Consider the following 21,134-nt stretch of genomic DNA (forward strand, 5'->3'; position numbering starts at 1 on the left):
TTAATATAACCGCTTTAACAATTAAAATAAAAAAGCGCTTATTTTTATACTAATTTTGATAATATATAAGCAATCTTAATGCCAAAAAAAATGACGGTATTTTGTCATAGGAGTAAACATGAGAATATCCTATTTAAAAATGGCGCTTATGGCTCTGCCTTTTGCCTGTATCAATGCCCAAGCTTCATGGCACACAGCCTCAGGTATTGCCGACCTTGCCTCTCAGGATATCGAAACTGCAAGACAGGAAGCTATTAATGATGCCTTACGCTCCATAGTGCTTGAGGCCGGCGCCAACATTAATATTATTCAGAGCACTGATAACGGAACTCTAGCTACTGACAATCTGGAGATAAAAAGTGCTACACCTATTAAACAGGTGACAGTGCTTGAAGAGCAAAGAGCAGACAATTTACTGACAGTAAAGGTCCGTGCCTTTGTTGATGACACCTTCCGTATCTGCAACTTTGCCAAGGTCAGAAAGACAGTTCTGCCTATTGTATTTCGCTATGAAGACAATGAGGCCTTTCAGTCAAGTACAGGCATTGAGGATATAAATAAAGAAATATCCAATATCCTGTATAAGAGACTTGCCAAATCACAAAATCTCAATGTCAGGCCGCTTAGCAACATCAATCTGCGTATCAGCCCTACAAGTTCAGCTGCCGGCATTGATGACAGCAACAATTTAAGAGGTGCTGCAAGACAGAACCAGGCTCAATACGTCATTATCGGCTCTATAAACTCCATGTCCATCTCAGGCAATGGAGATAATATTTTCAAACAGTTTGCCTTTAAGGAAACCCGCAGAATCAATTTCAATGTAACTGTCTATGACACAGTTTCAGATCTAATTCTGCTCAACAAGAGCTATGATGCCGAGACTGACTGGGACTTTGATCAGGGCGAGTATGTAGATATAAGATCAAACCGCTTCCTGGCCTCACCTTACGGACAAAGATTAAGACAGCTGTCAAACTATGCTGTAGATGATATTATCTCAGCTTTGCAGTGTGCAGCTCCATCTGCCCGCGTTATAGATGTTGAAGGTGATGACATTATCATTAATATGGGACGCAGTTCAGGTCTTGAAAAAGGCATGGAGTTTAAACTCTCCCACACCTCAACCATAACCGACAGACAGGGTGAGCGCTACAGAAAGTTCAGCGATCAGCAGTCAAGTTATACTGTAACCGAGCTCTATCCGCACTCGGCAAAACTAACACCAAAATCTCTTGAGAGCAATCTTGTCAATGTTATGCTAGATGATATGGTGATGCTCAACTAAATTTTGCTTATTAGATTCTGCACCGCTCTGCGGTGCAGAAACACTTGAGACTTTGTAAATAGTTGCTATAATTAGCGTGCTGTTCCCATAGTTAAATGGATATAACAAGCCCCTCCTAAGGGCTAGTTGTAGGTTCGATTCCTACTGGGAACGCCATCTGCCTCTCCCCACTCCTCATTGACAGCATAGATTTTTTGCCAATAAAGTCATATTATTCTAAAATCAACGTTGTCAGTAAAACCTAAGGAGCTTACGATTTAATGACTAATGATGAACTTGAAAATCTTATACGCTCTGGGGAAAATATTCATACTGAATTTAAACAGTGCACAAAAAATATAACCAAGGATTTGTATGATACAGTCTGCTCCTTTTCCAACCGCGATGGCGGCATAATCATTCTTGGTGTAAAAGATGATGGCGAAATTATTGGAATAGATACTGATGCACAAGAGAAAATTATAAAGGACTTTGTAACTGCAATTAATAATACACAAAAAATAAGCCCTTCTCTTTATTTAGTGCCACAGAAATATACCATTAATACTAAAGACTTATTTGTTATAGAAGTTCCAGCATGCTCGGTTGTATGCAGGCATAATGGCCGTATTTTTGATAGAAATCATGAGTCAGACATTGATATTACAGATAACGCCGACATGGTATATCAACTATACGCAAGAAAAAGCACTACTTATTTTGTAAATAAAGTAACTCACTTTACTCTTGACGATCTGAGATCTGATCTTATTGATAGAGCTCGCCTCATGGCCAATGCCAGAACAGCAGCCCATCCTTGGAAATTGTTATCAAATGAAGAATTGCTAAGAAGCGCCGGCTTGATTCTAAAGGACTCAGAAAACGGTTTTGAAGGTGTGACAATTGCGGCAATTCTACTCTTTGGCAAAGACAGCACCATTATGTCTATATTGCCCCAACATAAGACTGATGCAATTCTAAGAGTAAAAAATCTTGATAGATATGATGATCGTGATGTAATTTCAACCAACCTGCTAGAGTCTTATGACAGACTGATGGCATTTGGCCAAAAGCACCTGAATGATACATTTATTATGGAAGGCATTCAAAGTGTCAGCGCAAGAGATCACATTCTACGTGAAATTTTCTCTAACAGTCTTGCCCATAGAGATTACTCCAGCCCCTATATTGCAAAATTCGTTATTGAGGCCGATAAATTATATACAGAAAATGCTAATCGCTGTAATGGCTATGGATTACTAAAAATATCCTCTTTTCAACCTTTTGCTAAAAATCCTCCTATATCTAAGGTCTTTAGAGAAATAGGACTTGCAGATGAGCTTGGTTCAGGAATGCGCAATACTTTCAAATATTCGCATCTTTATTCAGGTGAGCTTCCAGAGTTTTTCGAGGGCAACATATTTAAAACAACTATACCCCTAAACAGCACTGATATTGCAGCAACAAAAGCAAAGCCTTCCATGCTGGGCATAAATCATAGCCAATCCTGGCAAAATATTACTGATAATACATGTGATAAGACCTATGATGAGACACATGATAGGACCCATGATAAGACCCATGATAAGACCTATGATAAGACCCATGATAGGACCCATGATAAGACCCATGATAAGACCCATGATAAGACCTATGATAGGACACATGATAGGACCCATGATAAGACCTATGATGAGACACATGATAGGACCTATGATAAGACCCATGATAGGACCCATGATGAGACACATGATAGGACCCATGATAAGACCTATGATGAGACACATGATAGGACCCATGATAAGACCTATGATAAGACCCATGATAGGACCCATGATAGGACCCATGATGAAATTCAGGTCAAAATCCTTAATTTCTGTATAACACCACACACAAAGTCTGAAATTGCACAATACTGCGGATATAAAAATACAAAGAGCTTCACTCAAAAATATCTGCGGCCTTTACTTGATGGACAAAAACTTCAAATGACACTTCCAGACAAACCAAAAAGTAAAAATCAGCAATATGTAACAAAGGCAGAAGTTATAGGCGTTATTAAAGATTTATAAAGACTAAAAAGCCCGGAATATCCGGGCCTTTACTGTTAGACAACGTTAAGACGTCTTAAAGCTTCAATTCTCTGATCAAGTGGAGGATGGCTTAAAAACAGAGCTGACAGATTTGAACCGCCGTTGATGCACAAGGCCTGCATAGAGGCTTCCTGCTTTGACTCTGAAGGACCCATCTCTTTTAAAGCCTCTAAAGCCTGAATCATACACTCCTTACCCTCAAGTCTTGCAGAACCTTCATCTGCCTTGAACTCGCGGTAACGTGAGAACCACATGAGCACAATCTGAGCCAGAATACCAAACAGGATCTGAAAGAGCATATTGGTAATGAAAAATACAAGAGAGCCTGCACCTGATGATGAGCCCTCCTCATCGTCACTTCTGCTCATAAATGTTGATACAGCTGTGGCTGCAATGTATGAGAAGAAATACACAAAGGTATTTAATACACCCTGCAGTAAAGACATGGTTACCATATCGCCGTTGGCAATATGTGAGATCTCATGTCCAAGCACGCCCTTGACCTCGTCCTGAGACATATTGTTCAAAAGACCCCTTGATACTGCAACCAGTGCTGCATTCTTACTTGCACCTGTAGCAAAGGCATTAGGATCATCTGACTCATAGATACCAACCTCTGGCATGGCAATACCGGCCTTTTGTGACAGCTCGGCAATGGTATCTAATAAAAAAGCCTCTTCATTGCTTGATGCTGTTGTAAAAGTATTAACACCGTAAGCTTTTTTACACATCCACTTGGACATGAACAGAGAAATAAATGATCCAACAAAACCATAAATGGCACACATAATCAAAAGTGAGGTATATGAGCCGCTTGAAATTCTGATGTTAAACACATTCATCAAAATCGAGCCTACAATACCGACTACAACTAAAATGCCTAGCTGCATCAGTATAAACAGCATTATGCGCATTAAAAACTCCTGTATAATGTCAAAAATTATTATAATATTACGATAAAAATTCTATCTGGGGTCGTTTATGCTACAGGCTGTTATTACACATATAGACACAAACACTGAAACTGCAATTCTAATTACAGATGGTAAATTGTACAAGGCTAAAATTAGCAAAGACTTAGAACATATAACAGCTGGCGCTCTGGCTCAAATTGAGATTATCTCAGCTCCGTCTTTATTCAAATATGGCGCATGCACCATCAAAGAGGCTCAAAACCTAAACTTTTATGATTTTAATACCAAACAATGCATAGCCACCACACAGAGTAATATAGAAAAGGATTTTGATGTTCTTGAGCGTATAGACGATTACATGATAGTTGCAGAAAGCTCTTCACTGCCAAAAGCTATACAGATGATTATAGATGAGGGCTTAAAATACAATGCCAATATGCTCTACAACGTTAAAATCAGCCACAAATCATATCTTCTGAGCAAAAATGCCCGCTTTATTGTCAGCGCCAAGCCTGCTATTGTTAAACATGATGAGATTGAGATGAAACCTGGCGTACATCTTGATTTTGATAAAAGAATTGTCAGACGCAACAGCCCTAATGATGCCTCAACCCGCTATATAAGAGTGCTTTTAGTATGTCTGCTCATTATTGTTCTGCCAATACTTCTGCGCCTTGGCAATTTAGGAACTTTAAGCACTGACACCTCAATAATACTCTCATGCCTTGGTATTATGCTCTCCCTTGCAGCCGGCCTTTATGTCAACTACAACAAAGAGTGCATCTACAGAGTAAAAGAGGCACACTTTAAAATCTAGAGTGCAGACAGAGACTTTAAAAGCACTCAAAGGGACAGGTGTGAGGCTTTAAATATTAATATTGCATGTGAGGGTATATACATGATTTATCTTATCTAAAGCCCACGCCTCATGGGTCTTTAGATACTCATGCAGCTCAAGAGTAAAATATACATAGTCAGCATCTTCTTTGACGTAGTATGCTCCAAGGCGCTCTTTGGCAAAGTCCAGACCTTTTTTATTGCTCTGCCTGACAAAGATGGTAAAGAGCCTGATACCAAGTTTCTGCGCTACCCCCCCCCATAGCCAAAAAACAGGCCTTTGTAAAGCCTGCAAATGGCTTTTTTACAAAGTAGTAGCCAAGATCGCACTGCCCATGCTCTATATCACTTAGATTAATAATGCCGCAGATGTGTCCGTCACACTTAAAACACAGACACAGCTTGTCAGTTCGCTCTTTTAGCGAAAGACAAAAAGCCATATGTTCATCAAGATCTATAATATCCTGCTGCACCATATTTACTCTGACACTCTCAAGATTGCGCAGCTGCAATACCTTTTTTAAATCAGTTTCAGATAAATTTTTAAAGTCTATAAGCTCTAGGGCGTGCATCTGTGATAGCTCCACAACTAATCCTGCTCATCAGGCTCTGAGTCTTTTACATCCTGCTTTGTGCCATTGATATACAAAGCTCCATCTTTATAGCTTACAGATGAGCTGTAGCTGTCAAAACCTTCAGAAAATACGCCATTGACAGAAGCATTTTCCATATCCTTCTGATATGAAGGAGGCAGCGATCTTATAAAACTCTTGGCAAGATTAATGCTGCTCTGAACCTCAAAGCTACTTATACTCTTCCAGATCTCATCGACAAAAAACTCAACCTTAGCATCAATCAGACTTTTATCTCCGCCGCTTACAAAGGAAAACTGTTTTAGATTAAAGCTAAAAAGCCCCTTGCCCAGCAGTGTCGCTACTGCCTTTTTGGCATCTTTGAGTTTAAGAGCCTTATCAATATTGCCAAGCATGATGCCATCAACATCAAAATTAAGCAGCATATTGTCAAGTTTTATGCCGCTTTGCACCCTATCGTTTTTAATATAAGGCATAAAAATACCTATGTTGCCGGCAGCATCAAAACCAAGAGCTGTTTTACCCTGACCTGCATCTTTAAGACTTAACTTACTGTTAAAGCCCTCAAGTGTAAAACGCTCACGCACCGACATATCCTTGACCTTCTCATCATTTTTAAAGCCAAGGGCATATACTGTGGAAAAATCAAGATCAAATAATGACAGAGCAAAATTAATATTATCTCTAATGCTTTTCTTTTCAATATCTATGTTGGCTGAAAACAGAAGATCCCTAAGGGTAAAATTTAGGGCATTTTTAAAGTTGTATCTTGTATTTTCATTGCACAGAAGTCCTGCACTTTTAAGATCAACTTTAAGTGTTGATAAATCTTTTAGATCAAACACAGCAGCGCTTTCACCTAAGGTACACTGCAAGGTCTCATAGCCTGCCTGTATTGGTTTTAAATTGATAACTCCGCCTGCACTCATACTAAAGGCCGAGCCTTCAAAGACGGCGTGATAATCAATACTGTCTTTTGAAAAACCGCTTAATAGAGTATCAAGATTGCCATAGCCCCTTACAGGCTTTATATCGGTTCTAAAGGCAAGTATGCCAATATTTAAATTAAGCTCAAAGGCGCCGTATATTTTATCTGTCTTATAAAACTGTGCCATGTTCTCAGACAGAGCATAGGCATAATTGACAACAAGCCTGCGTGAGCCAAAATATCCCTCACTTGAGGCTATATCAAAACTAAGACCTTTTACCTTGGACTGCACCTTGTTCAGAGCGCTTTCTATCTTGCTATCAAAGATATAGACAGCCCCCATAATCTGACCAAGACACAGTGATGAAACAAGTGCGGCTGTAATCAAAAGAGCAAGCAGGATTTTTTTCATAGCTTCAGCGTAATTCCTGATATCTTGATAAAAGCATGGCACTTTCTTTTAAAAACATATCTGCATAATCGCCAAAATAATCTTTAGCCTCATTAAACCTTCTGACAAAGGTTTCGATATCACCTTTTGCCACTACCTCAAGCTCCCTATTCAAAGCACAGGTATACTGACTTATAAGCCTGGCATTGTTTTTAGATGACATAATGATATCGCCATAAAGTAGTGGATCCTGGGCAAAAAGGCGCCCTACCATGGACAGCTCCAAACGGTAGATAGGCGATGACAAATCAAGAATCTGTTTGATATTGGCATTGACTGAACTTAAAAATACACCATAGCAGTAGGTTGTAAAATGACGCAGTGCCTGAATAATAGACATGGCCTCATCATGTTCTTCTGCACTGTAGGTGCAGACGATAGCCCCAAACAGACGCATCTGCTCTGTCATAAATTCACATTTATCTGCCATGTTGACAGGTACATTGACCACAACCTGCTTTAAAAAGCTTTTGGTGTCGGGGCCGAACATTGGATGCAGCGAAATGCTGGGGCCAGCATAATGCTCTTTCATGATCTTTGTTACTGCTCCCTTGACCGAAGTAAGATCGCACAGCACTGTTTTACCATCAAGATATGGACAGAGCCTCTTTATAACCTCACAGGTAATATCAATAGGCACACTTACAATGACACAAAGAGCATTGGCCACAATAGTATCAACCTGATCCCAGTCATCTTTTTCAAGGATCTGTACGTTATAGCCTGAGATTTTAAAGTAATGGGCAAAAAATGATCCCATACCGCCCCTGCCGCCAACTATAACTATCTTGTCTCCTGCTGTTGCGGCACATGGATAGGAGCTTGCAGCACCCTGTACATATGACTGCTTTAAAAGACGCTTTAGAATGTCATCGAGCATATCGTGGGGCAGTGAATACTTTAAGGCAAGTTCCTTAAAATGCTCAATTAAATGCTTTTCACGTTCCTTTGAAAACAGATCAAGCTTATGCTCCTGCTTTATCTGTACAGCTCTGTCAACAAGAGCATAGCGCCTTGATATAAGTTCAATAATACTGTCATCTATGCTGTCAATTTCCCTGCGTATTGACAAAAGCTCACTCTCTTGCATCTTTAGCCGTCGATCTCATCTAAAAATTCATCATCAAGATTTTCTTCTTTTAAGACAGGTGCATCAATACCCATGGCCTTGTTAACCTGACCCTGCTGGTACATAAGATAAAAATCCCTGGTCTGTACATATGGATCAATGGCATTGTCAACAAGCCCCTCCTGCTCGATAAGGGCAGCTCTGGCATGAATACCGCTTAGTGCAAAATGCACGGCATTTACATACCATGGGGTAAAGAAAAACGGAGCACTGTCAATGGTATTGCCCTGCAGTGCACGGCCTGTGGTCGGACCATAGACAGGAATCATAAGATAAGGTCCCTGCTGCTGACCCCAGATACCAAAAACAGTGGCCATGGACATAGGCTTTCTCTCAATACCAAAGCTTCCTGCCACATCAAAAAGACCGCCTATTCCAATAGTTGAGTTGATTAAAACTCGTGAGAGTGAAGTTAATGAATCTTTAAAGCGCAGCACAAATATATTGTCAACAGTTGATGTCACATCATCAATGTTTGTCAGAAAATTACCCACACCATCCTGCACAAATACAGGCAGTGCGGCATAGCCATGGGCTACAGGACGCAATACATATGAGTCAAAAATATCATAATTTAGATAAAAACCGCCACGGTTAACGCGCTCTAGTGAGTCAATGGCAGAACCTGCAAGCAGAGAATAACCGTAGTTGTAACTTTTCTCGCTGTTTTGAACACTTGTCTGACGCGGTGACATTGGATTTACAACACCAACCTGGGCATGCACCTGTGATATAAAAATACATGTGAACATAAATGCGCAGAGGTTTTTAAACATAAATGTATCTCTTTGTTTTGTTTTTACTATGATATTTTTGACAAATTCGCTCTTATTATCAGAAAATTGCAAGATTTATCCTAAAGCAACTTAATAATTTTGCTATTATATTATAGAGTTTTTTTGTCAGCGCGTATAACAAAAGACAAATATTATGGATCAGATCGATATTAACGCCAGAAAGGCAGCCAGCGAAATGCAAAAAAACGCTGTCTCTGGTAAAGCAAAAAGTGAAAAAGTAGTCAAAAGCCCCACTATTAATATTCATGCTACAGCATCATATATTAAGGCACTGCAGACTTCGCAGGACAATCTGCCAGAGTCTTTGAACAAAGGGCTTAATACTTTAAAAAATAATCTGAGCATATACCTAAATGCACCTGATAAAATTGAGGATGTGCCTGTTGACTCTACGCGCGAGTCAATGTCTACATTCAACAAACTGTCTTTACAGGTTATCTCAAGAGACAGTGCACTGCAGGAGAAGGTAGCTCAGAATCTGTCTACATCAAAACGCCTGGTAAGAGCACGTGATGCCCAAAAAAGTCTTGAGCAGAGCTTAAACTCTATGCCTCAGGCTCTCAAAGAAGGTACAGGTGTAGGCCGCTCTCTGTCCAAATTTGTCTGTGAATGTCTTGTAAACCTTACCGATCCTCAGACAATTGGTGCAGGACTTGAACGCGATCTGGCCATGAGACAGATCTTTATACCGCAGGACAGATTAAACTCTCGCTCGGCAAGTGCCGTCAGCAAATCACTTGAACAGTCTATTGCCTTTATTGAAAGCAATCAGAAAGATGTCATAGCCCGCCTGCCTAAAAATGAATATGTGCAGGAAAAGCCAGGTGCCACCACACCGCAGACCATGACACGCTATCTGAGAAAGGCACTTGATGAATTTCCTGATGATTCAACCTATCTTGATATTTTCAAGCAGAATCGTGATCGCACTGACAATGCCCCTTATGATGACAAAGTCTCTGAGGAGATTTCATCACGTATTCACTCATTGATTGCCAAGGCAGCACAGACTGCAAGACGTGGCAATCTGATTCCAAATTCAAGAAAAAATGCTGAAAGCACACCTGTACCTACAGAACAGGTTCGTGCCCAGGAGCGCACCTTCAACCGTCCTATACAGTCAGACGCTCCTATTGATGAAAATGTAAGCGCCAGAGAGCTGTCACTCTCTGAACTTTCAGCCCGCGCTGCCCGCCTGCAAAAGCAGTTCAGACAGGAGCGCATGCGCCTGGTGCAGGAAGGTAAACTTCCAAATCCTGCAACTCCGCCTGAAAGCTTTACAGTAAACACTACAGCAAAAGAGGTTTTATCAAAAACCCTGAGTGAACCTGGCCCTGCTGAAAAACTGCAGACTGCAAGAGATCTGGCTTTACAGCGTGCCATAGTCGATACTTCAGCTAAAGCCCCTAATGTCGCCGATGACATGGCAACTGACATAAAAAATACCGTCAGTGCGCAAAAACCTGCAGTTACAGCAGATGAGGCTCATGTCAGCACTCCATCTGAACAGGCAAAAGCTGTAGCTGAAAAGACACTGATGCAGCAGGGAACCATGCTTGATAAGGGCGTCAAGATTTCCTATACAGCAGCTCAGAACAATCTGTACGGAGCTATCAATATGGCTCCTGGCGAAACCATTGCCATTCAGACTCCAAGTCTTGAAACTCCTGCAGTAAAAGGTCCAGTTGAGCCGCAGAGTACTGTTGAGCCTACAAAACAGGAGCCACTGTCTCCTAAATCTTTAGTTGATGAAATTACAGCTCAGCTTAAAAAGCAGCTGGCTGATGATATTGTCAAAACCATTGAGATGAAAACCTCAAATCTCAGTGAAAAACTTGATGATATTAAAGCCACAGCTGAAGAGCTTAAAAACAAGGCTCAGAATCAGGAGAGCAAACTTACAAGCCTGGAAAAAGGTCTTATTGAAAATTCTGCAGCTATTGATGAGGCAAAAAAGCAGGCAGAGGAGATTTCAAAAGAGCAGGCCAAAGCCCTGCACGATATACAGAGTAAAGCACTTGAGGCCAAACAGAATGCCTCTGTCAGCCTGCAAAGCACCGCAGACTATGGCAGATATAACTTTACAACAAGTCAAAATACCAGCTCAATTCTTGAGCAGAAACTCTACAGTGGTGTAAATACAGCCTCTACACCAGTACATAATGAAGAGGCTTTAGAGCCAGAGCAGAATGTTAATACAACAAAACCTGCTCCACAACCTACAGATGAGATTTACGAGGATCAGACTCTGGAAGTAAAACCGCAGAACAAAGTTCCTGTTCAGGCAACAGATGATACTGCTGAGACTGATGCTGAAGAGATTAAACCTCAGAATAAAGTACCAGTGCAGACTACAGAGGAGCCTGCCGAGGTTGAAGCTGAGGAAGTAAAACCACAGAACAAAGTTCCTGTTCAGGCAACAGATGATACTGTTGAGACTGATGCTGAAGAGATTAAACCTCAGAATAAAGTACCAGTACAGACTGCTGATGAGCCTGCTGATGTTGAAGCTGAAGAAGTAAAACCTCAGAACAAGGTTCCAGTTCAGGCAACAGATGATACTGTTGAGACTGATGCTGAAGAGATTAAACCTCAGAATAAAGTACCAGTGCAGACTACAGAGGAATCTGCCGAGGTTGAAGCTGAGGAAGTAAAACCACAGAACAAAGTTCCTGTTCAGGCAACCGATGATACTGTTGAGACTGATGCTGAAGAGATTAAACCTCAGAATAAAGTACCAGTACAGACTGCTGATGAGTCTGCTGATGTTGAAGCTGAAGAAGTAAAACCTCAGAACAAGGTTCCAGTTCAGGCAACAGATGATACTGTTGAGACTGATGCTGAAGAGATTAAACCTCAGAATAAAGTACCAGTACAGACTGCTGATGAGTCTGCTGATGTTGAAGCTGAAGAAGTAAAACCTCAGAACAAGGTTCCAGTTCAGGCAACCGATGATACTGTTGAGACTGATGCTGAAGAGATTAAACCTCAGAATAAAGTACCAGTACAGACTGCTGATGAGCCTGCTGATGTTGAAGCTGAAGAAGTAAAACCTCAGAACAAGGTTCCAGTTCAGGCAACAGATGATACTGTTGAGACTGATGCTGAAGAGATTAAACCTCAGAATACGGCCCCTGTGCAGACTTCAGAAGAACCTGCCGAGGTTGAAGCTGAGGAAGTAAAACCACAGAACAAAGTTCCTGTTCAGGCAACCGATGATACTGTTGAGACTGATGCTGAAGAGATTAAACCTCAGAATAAAGTACCAGTGCAGACTACAGAGGAACCAGCTGAAGTTGAAGCTGAAGAAGTAAAACCTCAGAACAAGGTTCCAGTTCAGGCAACCGATGATACTGTTGAGACTGATGCTGAAGAGATTAAACCTCAGAATAAAGTACCAGTGCAGACTACAGAGGAGCCTGCCGAGGTTGAAGCTGAGGAAGTAAAACCACAGAACAAAGTTCCTGTTCAGGCAACCGATGATACTGTTGAGACTGATGCTGAAGAGATTAAACCTCAGAATAAAGTACCAGTACAGACTGCTGATGAGCCTGCCGAGGTTGAAGCTGAAGAAGTAAAACCTCAGAACAAGGTTCCAGTTCAGGCAACAGATGATACTGTTGAGACTGATGCTGAAGAGATTAAACCTCAGAATACGGCCCCTGTGCAGACTTCAGAAGAACCTACCGAGGTTGAAGCTGAAGAGGTAAAACCTCAGATCAGCACACCAATCCAGAATGCAGATGAGCTTGATGCAGACGATCTCAATGGCAAATTTGCTATAAATAATGATTTTGTAGACAGAGATATTGACTATGACAATATCTCAACTGCCATGCCTAATGCCCAGGCATTAAACAGTACTTTAATTACAGATCTTGAAAATGCACAAGGCGCTGATGCTGACAATATTTCCAAGCTCTATCAGTATGTAAAACCTGAGGCTACTGATTTAGATCTGTTTGAGTCACAGCCAAACAAAGGACAGAGTGGCACAGCTCAAAGTACAGATGATGGCTCTGAATCTGTAAGCAAGCCAAGTGACATCATAAGCAAGGTCCTGTCTCAGACCGTACCTTCTGATGACTTTAATGATGAACACAATGTCACACTGCAGGCTATAAAGTCAGAGAAGGACATCATTGCTGATATTACAGCCAAGAGCCCTTCTATTGAAAATGCAGAGATAGATGACAAACTTAATATTTCAGGACGCAAAGAGGCTGTTTTAAATAATCTGGTTACACCGCCAGGAGCTTCTGTTGTAACAACAGGCAACAGCAACCCAATACCTGAGCAGACTCATATTGATTCTATGCAGCCTGTAAAAGAAGGTGGCTTCTTTAAGCGTATCATGGCCAGATTCAAGAGTGGCAGAGCTGATGAGATTAAGGATAATACCGCAGAGATCAAGACAGACAACAGTATTTCCACTCCAACAGTAACTGGCAAGGATGGTCAGTATGTTCTAAAGGCCAATCCACTTGATCAGATGATGTATACCTTAAGACTGCAGAGTGGCAATCCAAATCTGCCACCTGAATTTAAAGAAGAGGCCCAGAAATTATTAAATGCCCTTAACAATCCTGTAGATGATCTGATAAGTGTTAAAAACTGGCTGAATTTTGTTACAGGACCAATATCCCCTAACTCCTCGCAGGCTCTGGCTATGCATCAGTGGGCATTTTATATTTTATGTCTTCGCTATCAGCAGCTGGGTAAAGATGTACATAAATTCCTTAAAAAGAGTATGTCATCTCAGGATATTGCCTCTTTAATGCAGTCTCTTCCTGCCATAAAGAAAGATAAGGTTCTTGAGGGACCTTCCATCTCTATGCTTGAGGAGACCTTTGGTCAGATTGAAAGACTGCAGCAACAGAACAGCAATAACAACAATATAAATCCTCTGCTTAACCGTTATATACCTCTTCCACCTAACTATGACGGTGGCCGTGAAGGCGGCTTTACCTTAAAGAAGGAAAAGGATGAGGATGGCGAGAATACCTGGCATTTGAACTTTGCCTTTGATCTTAAGGATCTTGGTCCTATTGAAATCAAGGCAGTGGCAAAACTGCCTGAGATTAAACTGTCCTTTGTGACAGAAAATCTGCATGCCATGCAGAAGGTACAGGAGTTAATGCCTGATCTTAACTACAACCTGCAGTGTATTGGTATTACAGCAAGAACCAGCAGCATGCGTCTTGGCCGCGTCAGCCTCAAGGAAAGCACAATTGCCAAAAATCCACAGGCACCGCGCAATGACGGCAGCACAGTATCAGTTGATATCTAGGAGATAGCTATGGAAGAAAAACAACTTGAAGCTGTAGGTATCAGCTATGATGAAAAGCAGGGCAAGGCCCCAACCTTAAGTGCTAAGGGCGTTGCAGACAGAGCCCAGGCCATTGTAGATATGGCAAAAGATCTTGGCATTTATGTACACAAGGATGAAGTTTTGCTCAATGAGCTTAAAAAGCTTGATGAGGGCGAGGAAGTTCCGGCCGATCTTTACAATATTATTGCCACCATCCTGGCCTTTAGCTATGTACTACAGGGCAGAACTCCAGAAAAATGGAAAAGAGCAGATGGTACTGTTGCCATCAATGTCAAAGCCTAGGATACATATAGAGTCTTTATGAGAGATATTGTATTCTGCGGCTTTGGTCCACTTGCCATCAACTGCCTTAATGCGCTAGAAGAGGCAGGCTATAAAGTGCGCTTTATTCTGACCCATGAGGATGATTCACCCTCTGGTGTCAAACATTATGCTATTGAGCATAATATTAAGTATTCAACATCTGATCTTAGAAAAGATAAAGAACTGCTTGCATCCTTTATCAAAGATGAACAAAGATGCTCTGATGAATATCTTGTCAGTGTCAATTACCGCAATATAATTCCTGCTGAGGCCTTTTCATTATTCTACAGGGCTCTTAATCTGCACGGCGGACCACTGCCACGCTACAGAGGCCGTACTCCACATGTCTGGAGCATAATCAATGGTGAAAAATATACAGCTGTAACCTGCCATATAATTGAAAGTGCAGTGGATGCCGGAGATATCATCACACAAAGACGTGTTGTTATCAGTGCCGATGACACTGGGCAGACTCTGTTAATGAAGATGAATGCACATTACCCAGAGCTGTTGCTTATGTCATTGAATCTTCTTGAAAAAGGAGTAAAGCCACGTCCGCAGAACCATGCTCTTGCCACCTATTATGGCAAGCGTACTCCCGATATGGGGTATATAAACTTTCTGCAGACCTTCTGCTGTATAAGAAACTTTGTAAGAGCACTGGCCCCGCCATATCCAGGAGCCTACTGCTTTTTACCTTCAGGGCAGAAAATTATTATTCACAAGATTGAAAAAAGCGCTCTTGAAATTGAGAATCAGGAGATTGGGCGTGTCTTTGAACATGAAGGCTCTCTTTATGTCAAATGTAAAACCGGCCTTATTCACATAGTCGACTATGCTATAGAAAACTAGCCTGCCCTGCGCTCAAATGAGGCATATATATCGGCACATATGGCAGTTTTGGGGCTTTTAATATATTATGTATTCTCTATTTTTGTGCGTAATATAAAAGGGCAGATACATGGCTCGACAGACCTGGTCTAACAGACTTACCTATATTTTAACTGTAGCAGGCGCAACTATTGGCTTTGGTGCAACATGGCGCTTTCCATATCTTGTTGGTGAAAACGGCGGCGGAGCATATGTGCTCGTTTTTATCATTGTAATGATGCTAGTTGGAATTCCAATTATTCTTGTTGAAAATGTTATTGGCCGTCACGCCAAGAAAAACAGTGTAGATGCCTATACACTTATAGTGCAGAATGCAACCTCGCATCCTTTCTGGAAGATATTTGGCTACAGCGGTCTTATAGGAGCCTTTGGTATTCTGGCCTATTATATGGTCATAGGTGGCTGGGTTATATCCTATGTAGGCCATATCTTCATGGGAGCTGTAGGCATTGAAGGAGGTCTTGATCTGTCATCTCCTGTAAACAGAGAGCTTACAGAATCATTCTTTATCGATGCCATTCACAACTCGCCTTATGAGATCTCTATTGCTACATTTCTTTTTGTTCTTTGCAATTATTTTATTTTAAGAAAAGGCATTATCAGTGGTATTGAAAGAGCAGTTAAATATCTTATGCCTCTGCTTTTTATCTGCCTTATGCTTATGGTTGTAAGAAATCTGACCCTAGATGGGGCCATGGAAGGTGTTAAGTTCTATCTAACCCCGGATTTTTCAAAGATTGTAGCCTTTACTGATGAGGGTTTTTACTTTAACACCAAGCTATTTTTGGATGTGCTAGGTCAGGTCTTCTTTGCCCTGTCATTAGGTTTTGGTGTGATGATTACCCTCTCATCCCATCTGTCTGAAAAGGAAAATCTGACCAAGACTGCTGTAATTACCGGTATTATCAATACTGTAATTGCAGTTTTGGCAGGCTTTATGATCTTCCCTTCACTCTTTAGTGCAGGGCTTGATCCTGAATCTGGTCCGTCATTAGTGTTCAAGGCTCTGCCAATTGCCTTTGCCCATATGCATTTTGGCAATTTCTTTGCAATTGTATTTTTCCTGCTGCTTATTATTGCAGCCTTAACCACATCATTAACCATCTATCAGGTTATCATTACCGTTCTGTATGAAAAATTCAGATTAAAGTATGATATGGCCATAAATATAACCTTAGACACCATCTTTGTCTTTGGTAATATTCCATGTATTCTCTCCATGGGCCCATGGGCTGATATAAGCATACTTGGCAATAATATCTTTGATGCCTTTGACAAGTTAAGCGGCAATATCTTCTTTGTTATAACCTCATTAGGTGCCACCTTGTTTGTAGGTTATGTCATGAGAAAAATTGCACTCTCAGAGATCAACAACAATGCAAGTGTCTTTAGCAAAACCTCACTTTTGTGGTTTAACTATATACGCTACGTTGCCCCTATTATAATTATTGTAATCTTTGTCTACGGCTTTAAAGGCTCATTCCTTTAAACTCTATTTGTGCAGGATATAAGAACATATCCTGCACCTGCAGCCTCTAATCTGCTTTAAACTCTCTTTGCGCCTACATCATATTGTGCATTTATCCATACAGCATCAGTGACAATACTCTCTATCACAAAGCTTTTTTGTATTGTATTATGCAAAAGCAATTAAATTTATATGGCGCCGTGCCGTTTTATATATTGTTTTATAAAGCCTTTAACCGCAGGATAAGTTTATGACAGATTTTAATGAGTTATGCACCAGACTCTATAATATCCCACGCTCCATAACAGGCAAAGGAATAAGAGACTCACTTGCCATCATCTCTGAGTATATGCCTCTTGAGATACATGAAGTTAAAAGTGGCACTAAAGTCTTTGACTGGACAGTGCCCAAGGAGTGGGAACTTATCTCAGGCGAGCTTAAAGATGACAAGGGCAATGTGCTTATAAGCAGCAAAGACAATATTATGCATGTGCTTAACTTCTCAGAAAGCTTTGAAGGCAGAGTAAGCGCAGAGGAGCTCTTTAAAGATCATATCTGGACCCTGCCCAATCTGCCAGATGCCATCCCCTATGTCACATCCTACTACAAAGAGCGCTGGGGCTTTTGTCTTTCTCACAGACAAAGACAGACTTTAACAGCAGATAACTACTATGTTGATATAAAATGCCGTAAATACGATGGTGCCCTGACCTATGGCCGAGCCTTTTTACCAGGCTCAAGTAATAAAAAGATTGTACTTACAAGCTATCTGTGCCATCCCAATATGCTCAATAATGAGCTCTCCGGCCCTATGGCTCTTATCTATCTTTACAATAAATTAAAAGAGGATAATGATCGCTACTACAGCTACGAATTTATCATCAATCCAGAAACCATAGGCTCTATATCACTGCTCTCTACTCAAGGGCACAAGTTTACCGACAATATTGAATTTGGTATGGTTTTAACCTGTCTTGCCAGCAAAAAAGGCGAGGATACTCCTTTATCATTTAAGCTCTCTCGTCAGGATCTTATAAAACAGTTAAGCTCAAAGCTTGATAATAATGCAGCAGATAACTACACCATTGATAAGTATTTAAGATATATAGCCTCAAGTGGCGATTTTGGTACTATAAAACTAAGAGATTTCACCCCAAACTCAGGCTCTGATGAAAGACAGTTCTGCTCGGCTTTGGTCAATCTGCCTTTTGTACAGGCCTCACGCACTGTCTATGCCACCTATGATGAATATCATACCAGCCTGGATAATCCTGATTTATTCTCTCTTGAGAGCATAGAGCAGTCAGCAGCTGTCCTATATGACATTATAAAAACCTATGATCTGTCTGTACACAAAGTACAGACCACCACATATGGCGAGCCACAGCTTGGCAAAAGAGATCTCTACCCTACTATCAATACGCCGCTCATATTGCAAAGCTCAAAAGATGGTGTAAGTGACAACAGAGTTACTCTTGATAATATACTTAAACTTTTAAACTATGCCGACGGCTCCTTTACCCTTATGGATCTGTCTTTAATGACAGGCATGAGTCTAAAGGAGGTTATAGACTACTATAAACTGCTAAAGTCAAAAGGTGTGTTTAAAGATCTTTAAAAGACATCTGTCTGCATGATTTTATGCAGACAGATAAAATATTTTAGAGCTTATAGCAAGGATAAAGCATCTTGTTTATAGCTGCATCTTTAAGATCACCTGTATCAGTCGCAGGGCCCTGCAGAAAATACCATGGATCCTGCTTTACATATGACTCAAAGATAAAGAAGAGATCACTAAGCAGTGCTGATGATACACTGCCACGCCCCAGGGTCACTGTCATGGTTTTATCACCATGCTGTGCCAGGGTAGTATCTATAGTATCGTTATTGTTTACTGTATTGTCACACAGGGCTCTGCAGAAATAATAAAAACTGCTCTCACACTCGTGTGTATCATAAACTGTGGTCCCTTTAAATTCCTTAAAGAAACGATATGGCACCTTTAATTTCTGATCCACACTGTAAAAAGCTGTAAGCCAGGCAAAACCAACACCAAGCATCAAAACTCTTGCGTTTTTATCCAGCATATAGCCTGCAATGCCATCTTCTATGTCAAAGCAGACATTGGAAAACTTAAGATTTGGTGCATCTGGCCCATCAATTATGTAGGAGAAAAGAGCATCAGCACTTCTGTAACCTATATGCTTGTGTATACAGTAATTGGCAAGTGAGCTTACCGCGCTTTGTGTATTTTTAATATCAAAGCTCTGGCCTTTACAATAACTGTAGGTAAAAGCCGGGAAAATAAGTGTGCCCTGCTCCCCTACATATTCACGCAAGGCCTTATAGTAAAATTCATCAAGATTGACAATATTGTCAGATGGCAGCCCTAAGGCAAATAAAGAGCTATGTACTAAAAGAGTATCTGCCTGTTTAACACCAAGGCGCTCTAGAGTTTTGAATAAATCATCTTTTGAAAAGGAATTTTGCAAAAATGATTTAGGATCAAACATAATATCTCCTTAAGAACTAAGCTCATTAAACAGAGCTTTTCTGTCAAGCTTGCCATTGGCATTGTATGGCATGCTCTCTTTGAAAATTATTTTAGATGGCAGCATATAAAAAGGCAGCATTTCTTTGAGCGTATTTATAATCTCTTTTTTATCTATGCTGTTATCTTTGCCATGTACCACAAGTGCAATACTTGCACTGCCAAGATTATCATACAAGGCTACGGCCGCACCTGATACTTTAAAGGCTGAAACAAAGGCCTCATCAATCTCAAGCAGTGAAACTCTAAAACCCTGAACCTTAACCTCATCATCAATACGGCCTTTATAGACAAGAACTCTCCTGTCATCAACCATGTCATAACAGCCAAGATCGCCTGTCCTGTAAAAACGTATGCCCTCATGCATAAAAAAGGCTGATGCGTTTTTAGCCTCGTTTTTATAATAGCCATTGCAGATCTGAGGACCACCTAAGCAGATCTCACCCTCATCCTTAGCTATTGTACCGTCAGCTGCGCGCAGTATGGCTACTGATCCTGAATAGATAGTACCTATAGGTACATTGCCAGAACGTTTATAATCACAAACTTTAAAATAACTTATGGCAACTGTGGCCTCAGTAGGTCCATATGAGTTATAAATTACACTGTTAACAGCACTGTAAGCCATATCCTTACAGACACTGTAAGGCAAAGCCTCACCAATAAAATTACATAACCTTAAAGTCTTTACCCCCCCCCATCTAAAAGTCCCATTTTCTTTAAATGCAGCACAGCAGATGGCACTAAGGTGACACAGCTTATCTGCTTTTTATCAAGGAAGGAGATAAAAGCAAAGAGATATTGCGGATACACTACAACAAGTGCGGCACCATGACTGAATGCACAGAAAATCTCACCCTGTGACAAATCAAAGGTAATATCTGAAACAAGAGCAATTCTATCCTCACTGCTGTAATTAAAGACTGCGCTTATGCCATCTAAATAAGCAGTCATATTATCAAAGCTGACCTCAACACCCTTTGGATCGCCTGTGGTACCTGAGGTAAAAATAATATATAAAGGATGGTATAAAGCTGCCTGTGCCTTACGCAGCTGTGCGTGCTGATAAGACTTATACTCAAGATCATGTGCATTAAAATCTATAACTCTTATATCGGCATTTGAACCATGCAGTATCTGTGCTGCGGTCTCATCAGTAACATAGACTTTAAGCTTTCTTTTAACTTCAGGCAGAATCTTTACAATAAGATTCAGACAGTTTTTTGAGACATAAATAGTATCAAGATCTGATTTTTCTATAATATAAATGAGCTTGTTAACAGGAAAACGCTGATTTAAAGGCACAAAGGTTCTAAGCGAGATAACAGATGCAAACAAAGTTACATAGGATAGAACATCCCTGTCACCTAATATTCCAACCTTCTGTGTTGCATCTAAATCAAAATTAGAGACAAACTCTAAAGCCTTTAAACCCAGATCCCTATAGCTTAAAATGCCATCATGACAGTCAAGAGCCTCTTTGTCCGCAAACTTCTCTACACACTCTAAAAACCTGTCCTTTACATGTAAAGTCACTACCTTTTCCCTCTATAACTTTTAACTCTCTTTAGTGCGCAGTG

16 protein-coding genes and 1 tRNA gene are annotated in these 21,134 nt (G+C 40.7%); 9 read left to right on the forward strand and 8 right to left on the reverse strand.

Annotation, left to right across the window (positions count from 1 at the left end):
- The first annotated feature begins 118 nt into the window (after positions 1-118).
- From DRZ93_RS10255 to DRZ93_RS10265, 3 genes are all read left to right on the forward strand, one after another.
- Positions 119-1,288 (forward strand): flagellar assembly protein T N-terminal domain-containing protein, encoded by a 1,170-nt coding sequence (locus DRZ93_RS10255; protein WP_113743720.1) that lies wholly within the window; start codon positions 119-121, stop codon positions 1,286-1,288.
- 81 nt (positions 1,289-1,369) lie between these two features.
- Positions 1,370-1,444, forward strand: a tRNA-Arg gene (locus tag DRZ93_RS10260).
- 104 nt (positions 1,445-1,548) lie between these two features.
- Positions 1,549-3,339: an RNA-binding domain-containing protein gene (locus DRZ93_RS10265; RefSeq protein ID WP_218564287.1), complete on the forward strand. Its 1,791-nt coding sequence runs from the start codon at positions 1,549-1,551 to the stop codon at positions 3,337-3,339.
- Between the two features lie 35 nt (positions 3,340-3,374).
- Here DRZ93_RS10265 and htpX read toward each other — a convergent pair whose 3' ends face one another.
- On the reverse strand, positions 3,375-4,274 hold the full coding sequence (gene htpX, locus DRZ93_RS10275) for a protease HtpX (protein ID WP_113743719.1): 900 nt from the start codon (positions 4,272-4,274) through the stop codon (positions 3,375-3,377).
- Positions 4,275-4,341: 67 nt separating this feature from the next.
- On the opposite strand from htpX, the gene DRZ93_RS10280 reads away from it, so the two are divergent.
- Positions 4,342-5,091: a hypothetical protein gene (locus DRZ93_RS10280; protein ID WP_113746533.1), complete on the forward strand. Its 750-nt coding sequence runs from the start codon at positions 4,342-4,344 to the stop codon at positions 5,089-5,091.
- A 217-nt stretch (positions 5,092-5,308) separates the two neighbouring features.
- Here the strand turns inward: DRZ93_RS10280 and DRZ93_RS10285 are convergent, their stop codons facing one another.
- Genes DRZ93_RS10285 through DRZ93_RS10300 form a run of 4 tightly spaced genes read right to left on the reverse strand, consistent with a single transcriptional unit; the run spans position 5,309 to position 8,964 of the window.
- On the reverse strand, positions 5,309-5,698 hold the full coding sequence (locus DRZ93_RS10285) for a hypothetical protein (RefSeq protein ID WP_113746534.1): 390 nt from the start codon (positions 5,696-5,698) through the stop codon (positions 5,309-5,311).
- 2 nt (positions 5,699-5,700) lie between these two features.
- Positions 5,701-7,044 carry a hypothetical protein gene (locus tag DRZ93_RS10290; protein WP_113746535.1) on the reverse strand — a complete coding sequence of 448 codons (1,344 nt, stop codon included), beginning with the start codon at positions 7,042-7,044 and terminating at the stop codon, positions 5,701-5,703.
- Positions 7,045-7,048: 4 nt separating this feature from the next.
- Positions 7,049-8,173 carry a bifunctional chorismate mutase/prephenate dehydrogenase gene (gene tyrA / locus DRZ93_RS10295; protein ID WP_113746536.1) on the reverse strand — a complete coding sequence of 375 codons (1,125 nt, stop codon included), beginning with the start codon at positions 8,171-8,173 and terminating at the stop codon, positions 7,049-7,051.
- 2 nt (positions 8,174-8,175) lie between these two features.
- Positions 8,176-8,964 (reverse strand): MlaA family lipoprotein, encoded by a 789-nt coding sequence (locus tag DRZ93_RS10300; RefSeq protein WP_172458188.1) that lies wholly within the window; start codon positions 8,962-8,964, stop codon positions 8,176-8,178.
- Between the two features lie 178 nt (positions 8,965-9,142).
- Here DRZ93_RS10300 and DRZ93_RS10305 point away from each other — a divergent pair, with 178 nt between their 5' ends.
- The 5 genes from DRZ93_RS10305 to DRZ93_RS10325 all read left to right on the forward strand — a co-directional run bounded on the left by DRZ93_RS10305 (position 9,143) and on the right by DRZ93_RS10325 (position 18,621).
- The gene (locus DRZ93_RS10305) at positions 9,143-14,299 is read left to right on the forward strand and encodes a hypothetical protein (protein ID WP_113746538.1); all 5,157 of its coding nucleotides are present in this window, start codon (positions 9,143-9,145) and stop codon (positions 14,297-14,299) included.
- A 9-nt stretch (positions 14,300-14,308) separates the two neighbouring features.
- A complete protein-coding gene (locus DRZ93_RS10310; protein WP_113743712.1) occupies positions 14,309-14,623 on the forward strand; it encodes an EscU/YscU/HrcU family type III secretion system export apparatus switch protein in 315 nt (104 codons plus the stop codon).
- An 18-nt stretch (positions 14,624-14,641) separates the two neighbouring features.
- A complete protein-coding gene (locus tag DRZ93_RS10315) occupies positions 14,642-15,496 on the forward strand; it encodes a methionyl-tRNA formyltransferase (protein ID WP_113746539.1) in 855 nt (284 codons plus the stop codon).
- Between the two features lie 109 nt (positions 15,497-15,605).
- Positions 15,606-17,024 (forward strand): sodium-dependent transporter, encoded by a 1,419-nt coding sequence (locus DRZ93_RS10320; protein WP_113746540.1) that lies wholly within the window; start codon positions 15,606-15,608, stop codon positions 17,022-17,024.
- Between the two features lie 229 nt (positions 17,025-17,253).
- Complete coding sequence (locus DRZ93_RS10325; protein WP_113746541.1) at positions 17,254-18,621, forward strand: DUF4910 domain-containing protein; 1,368 nt, start codon at positions 17,254-17,256, stop codon at positions 18,619-18,621.
- A 43-nt stretch (positions 18,622-18,664) separates the two neighbouring features.
- On the opposite strand, the gene DRZ93_RS10330 is transcribed toward DRZ93_RS10325, so the two are convergent.
- From DRZ93_RS10330 to DRZ93_RS10340, 3 genes are read right to left on the reverse strand one after another with little or no spacing between them, the layout of a single operon-like run.
- A complete protein-coding gene (locus DRZ93_RS10330; protein ID WP_113743708.1) occupies positions 18,665-19,516 on the reverse strand; it encodes an AAC(3) family N-acetyltransferase in 852 nt (283 codons plus the stop codon).
- 9 nt (positions 19,517-19,525) lie between these two features.
- The gene (locus DRZ93_RS13890; RefSeq protein ID WP_342767051.1) at positions 19,526-20,311 is read right to left on the reverse strand and encodes an AMP-binding protein; all 786 of its coding nucleotides are present in this window, start codon (positions 20,309-20,311) and stop codon (positions 19,526-19,528) included.
- Positions 20,242-21,090: an AMP-binding protein gene (locus DRZ93_RS10340; protein WP_113746543.1), complete on the reverse strand. Its 849-nt coding sequence runs from the start codon at positions 21,088-21,090 to the stop codon at positions 20,242-20,244. Before DRZ93_RS10340 ends, DRZ93_RS13890 begins: the two co-directional genes overlap by 70 nt.
- Positions 21,091-21,134 lie beyond the last annotated feature (44 nt).

The sequence above is a fragment of the Anaerobiospirillum thomasii genome (assembly GCF_900445255.1).
Classification (GTDB): domain Bacteria; phylum Pseudomonadota; class Gammaproteobacteria; order Enterobacterales; family Succinivibrionaceae; genus Anaerobiospirillum_A; species Anaerobiospirillum_A thomasii.

Excerpts from the sequence above, each read along its gene's own strand:
- DRZ93_RS10320 (WP_113746540.1), top strand. The coding sequence starts at position 15,606 with ATGGCTCGACAGACCTGGTCTAACAGACTTACCTATATTTTAACTGTA.
- DRZ93_RS10325 (WP_113746541.1), top strand. The coding sequence starts at position 17,254 with ATGACAGATTTTAATGAGTTATGCACCAGACTCTATAATATCCCACGC.
- DRZ93_RS10255 (WP_113743720.1), top strand. The coding sequence starts at position 119 with ATGAGAATATCCTATTTAAAAATGGCGCTTATGGCTCTGCCTTTTGCC.
- DRZ93_RS10305 (WP_113746538.1), top strand. The coding sequence starts at position 9,143 with ATGGATCAGATCGATATTAACGCCAGAAAGGCAGCCAGCGAAATGCAA.
- DRZ93_RS10330 (WP_113743708.1), bottom strand. The coding sequence starts at position 19,516 with ATGTTTGATCCTAAATCATTTTTGCAAAATTCCTTTTCAAAAGATGAT.
- htpX (WP_113743719.1), bottom strand. The coding sequence starts at position 4,274 with ATGCGCATAATGCTGTTTATACTGATGCAGCTAGGCATTTTAGTTGTA.
- tyrA (WP_113746536.1), bottom strand. The coding sequence starts at position 8,173 with ATGCAAGAGAGTGAGCTTTTGTCAATACGCAGGGAAATTGACAGCATA.
- DRZ93_RS10310 (WP_113743712.1), top strand. The coding sequence starts at position 14,309 with ATGGAAGAAAAACAACTTGAAGCTGTAGGTATCAGCTATGATGAAAAG.
- DRZ93_RS10265 (WP_218564287.1), top strand. The coding sequence starts at position 1,549 with ATGACTAATGATGAACTTGAAAATCTTATACGCTCTGGGGAAAATATT.
- DRZ93_RS10315 (WP_113746539.1), top strand. The coding sequence starts at position 14,642 with ATGAGAGATATTGTATTCTGCGGCTTTGGTCCACTTGCCATCAACTGC.
- DRZ93_RS10290 (WP_113746535.1), bottom strand. The coding sequence starts at position 7,044 with ATGAAAAAAATCCTGCTTGCTCTTTTGATTACAGCCGCACTTGTTTCA.
- DRZ93_RS10280 (WP_113746533.1), top strand. The coding sequence starts at position 4,342 with ATGCTACAGGCTGTTATTACACATATAGACACAAACACTGAAACTGCA.
- DRZ93_RS10300 (WP_172458188.1), bottom strand. The coding sequence starts at position 8,964 with ATGTTCACATGTATTTTTATATCACAGGTGCATGCCCAGGTTGGTGTT.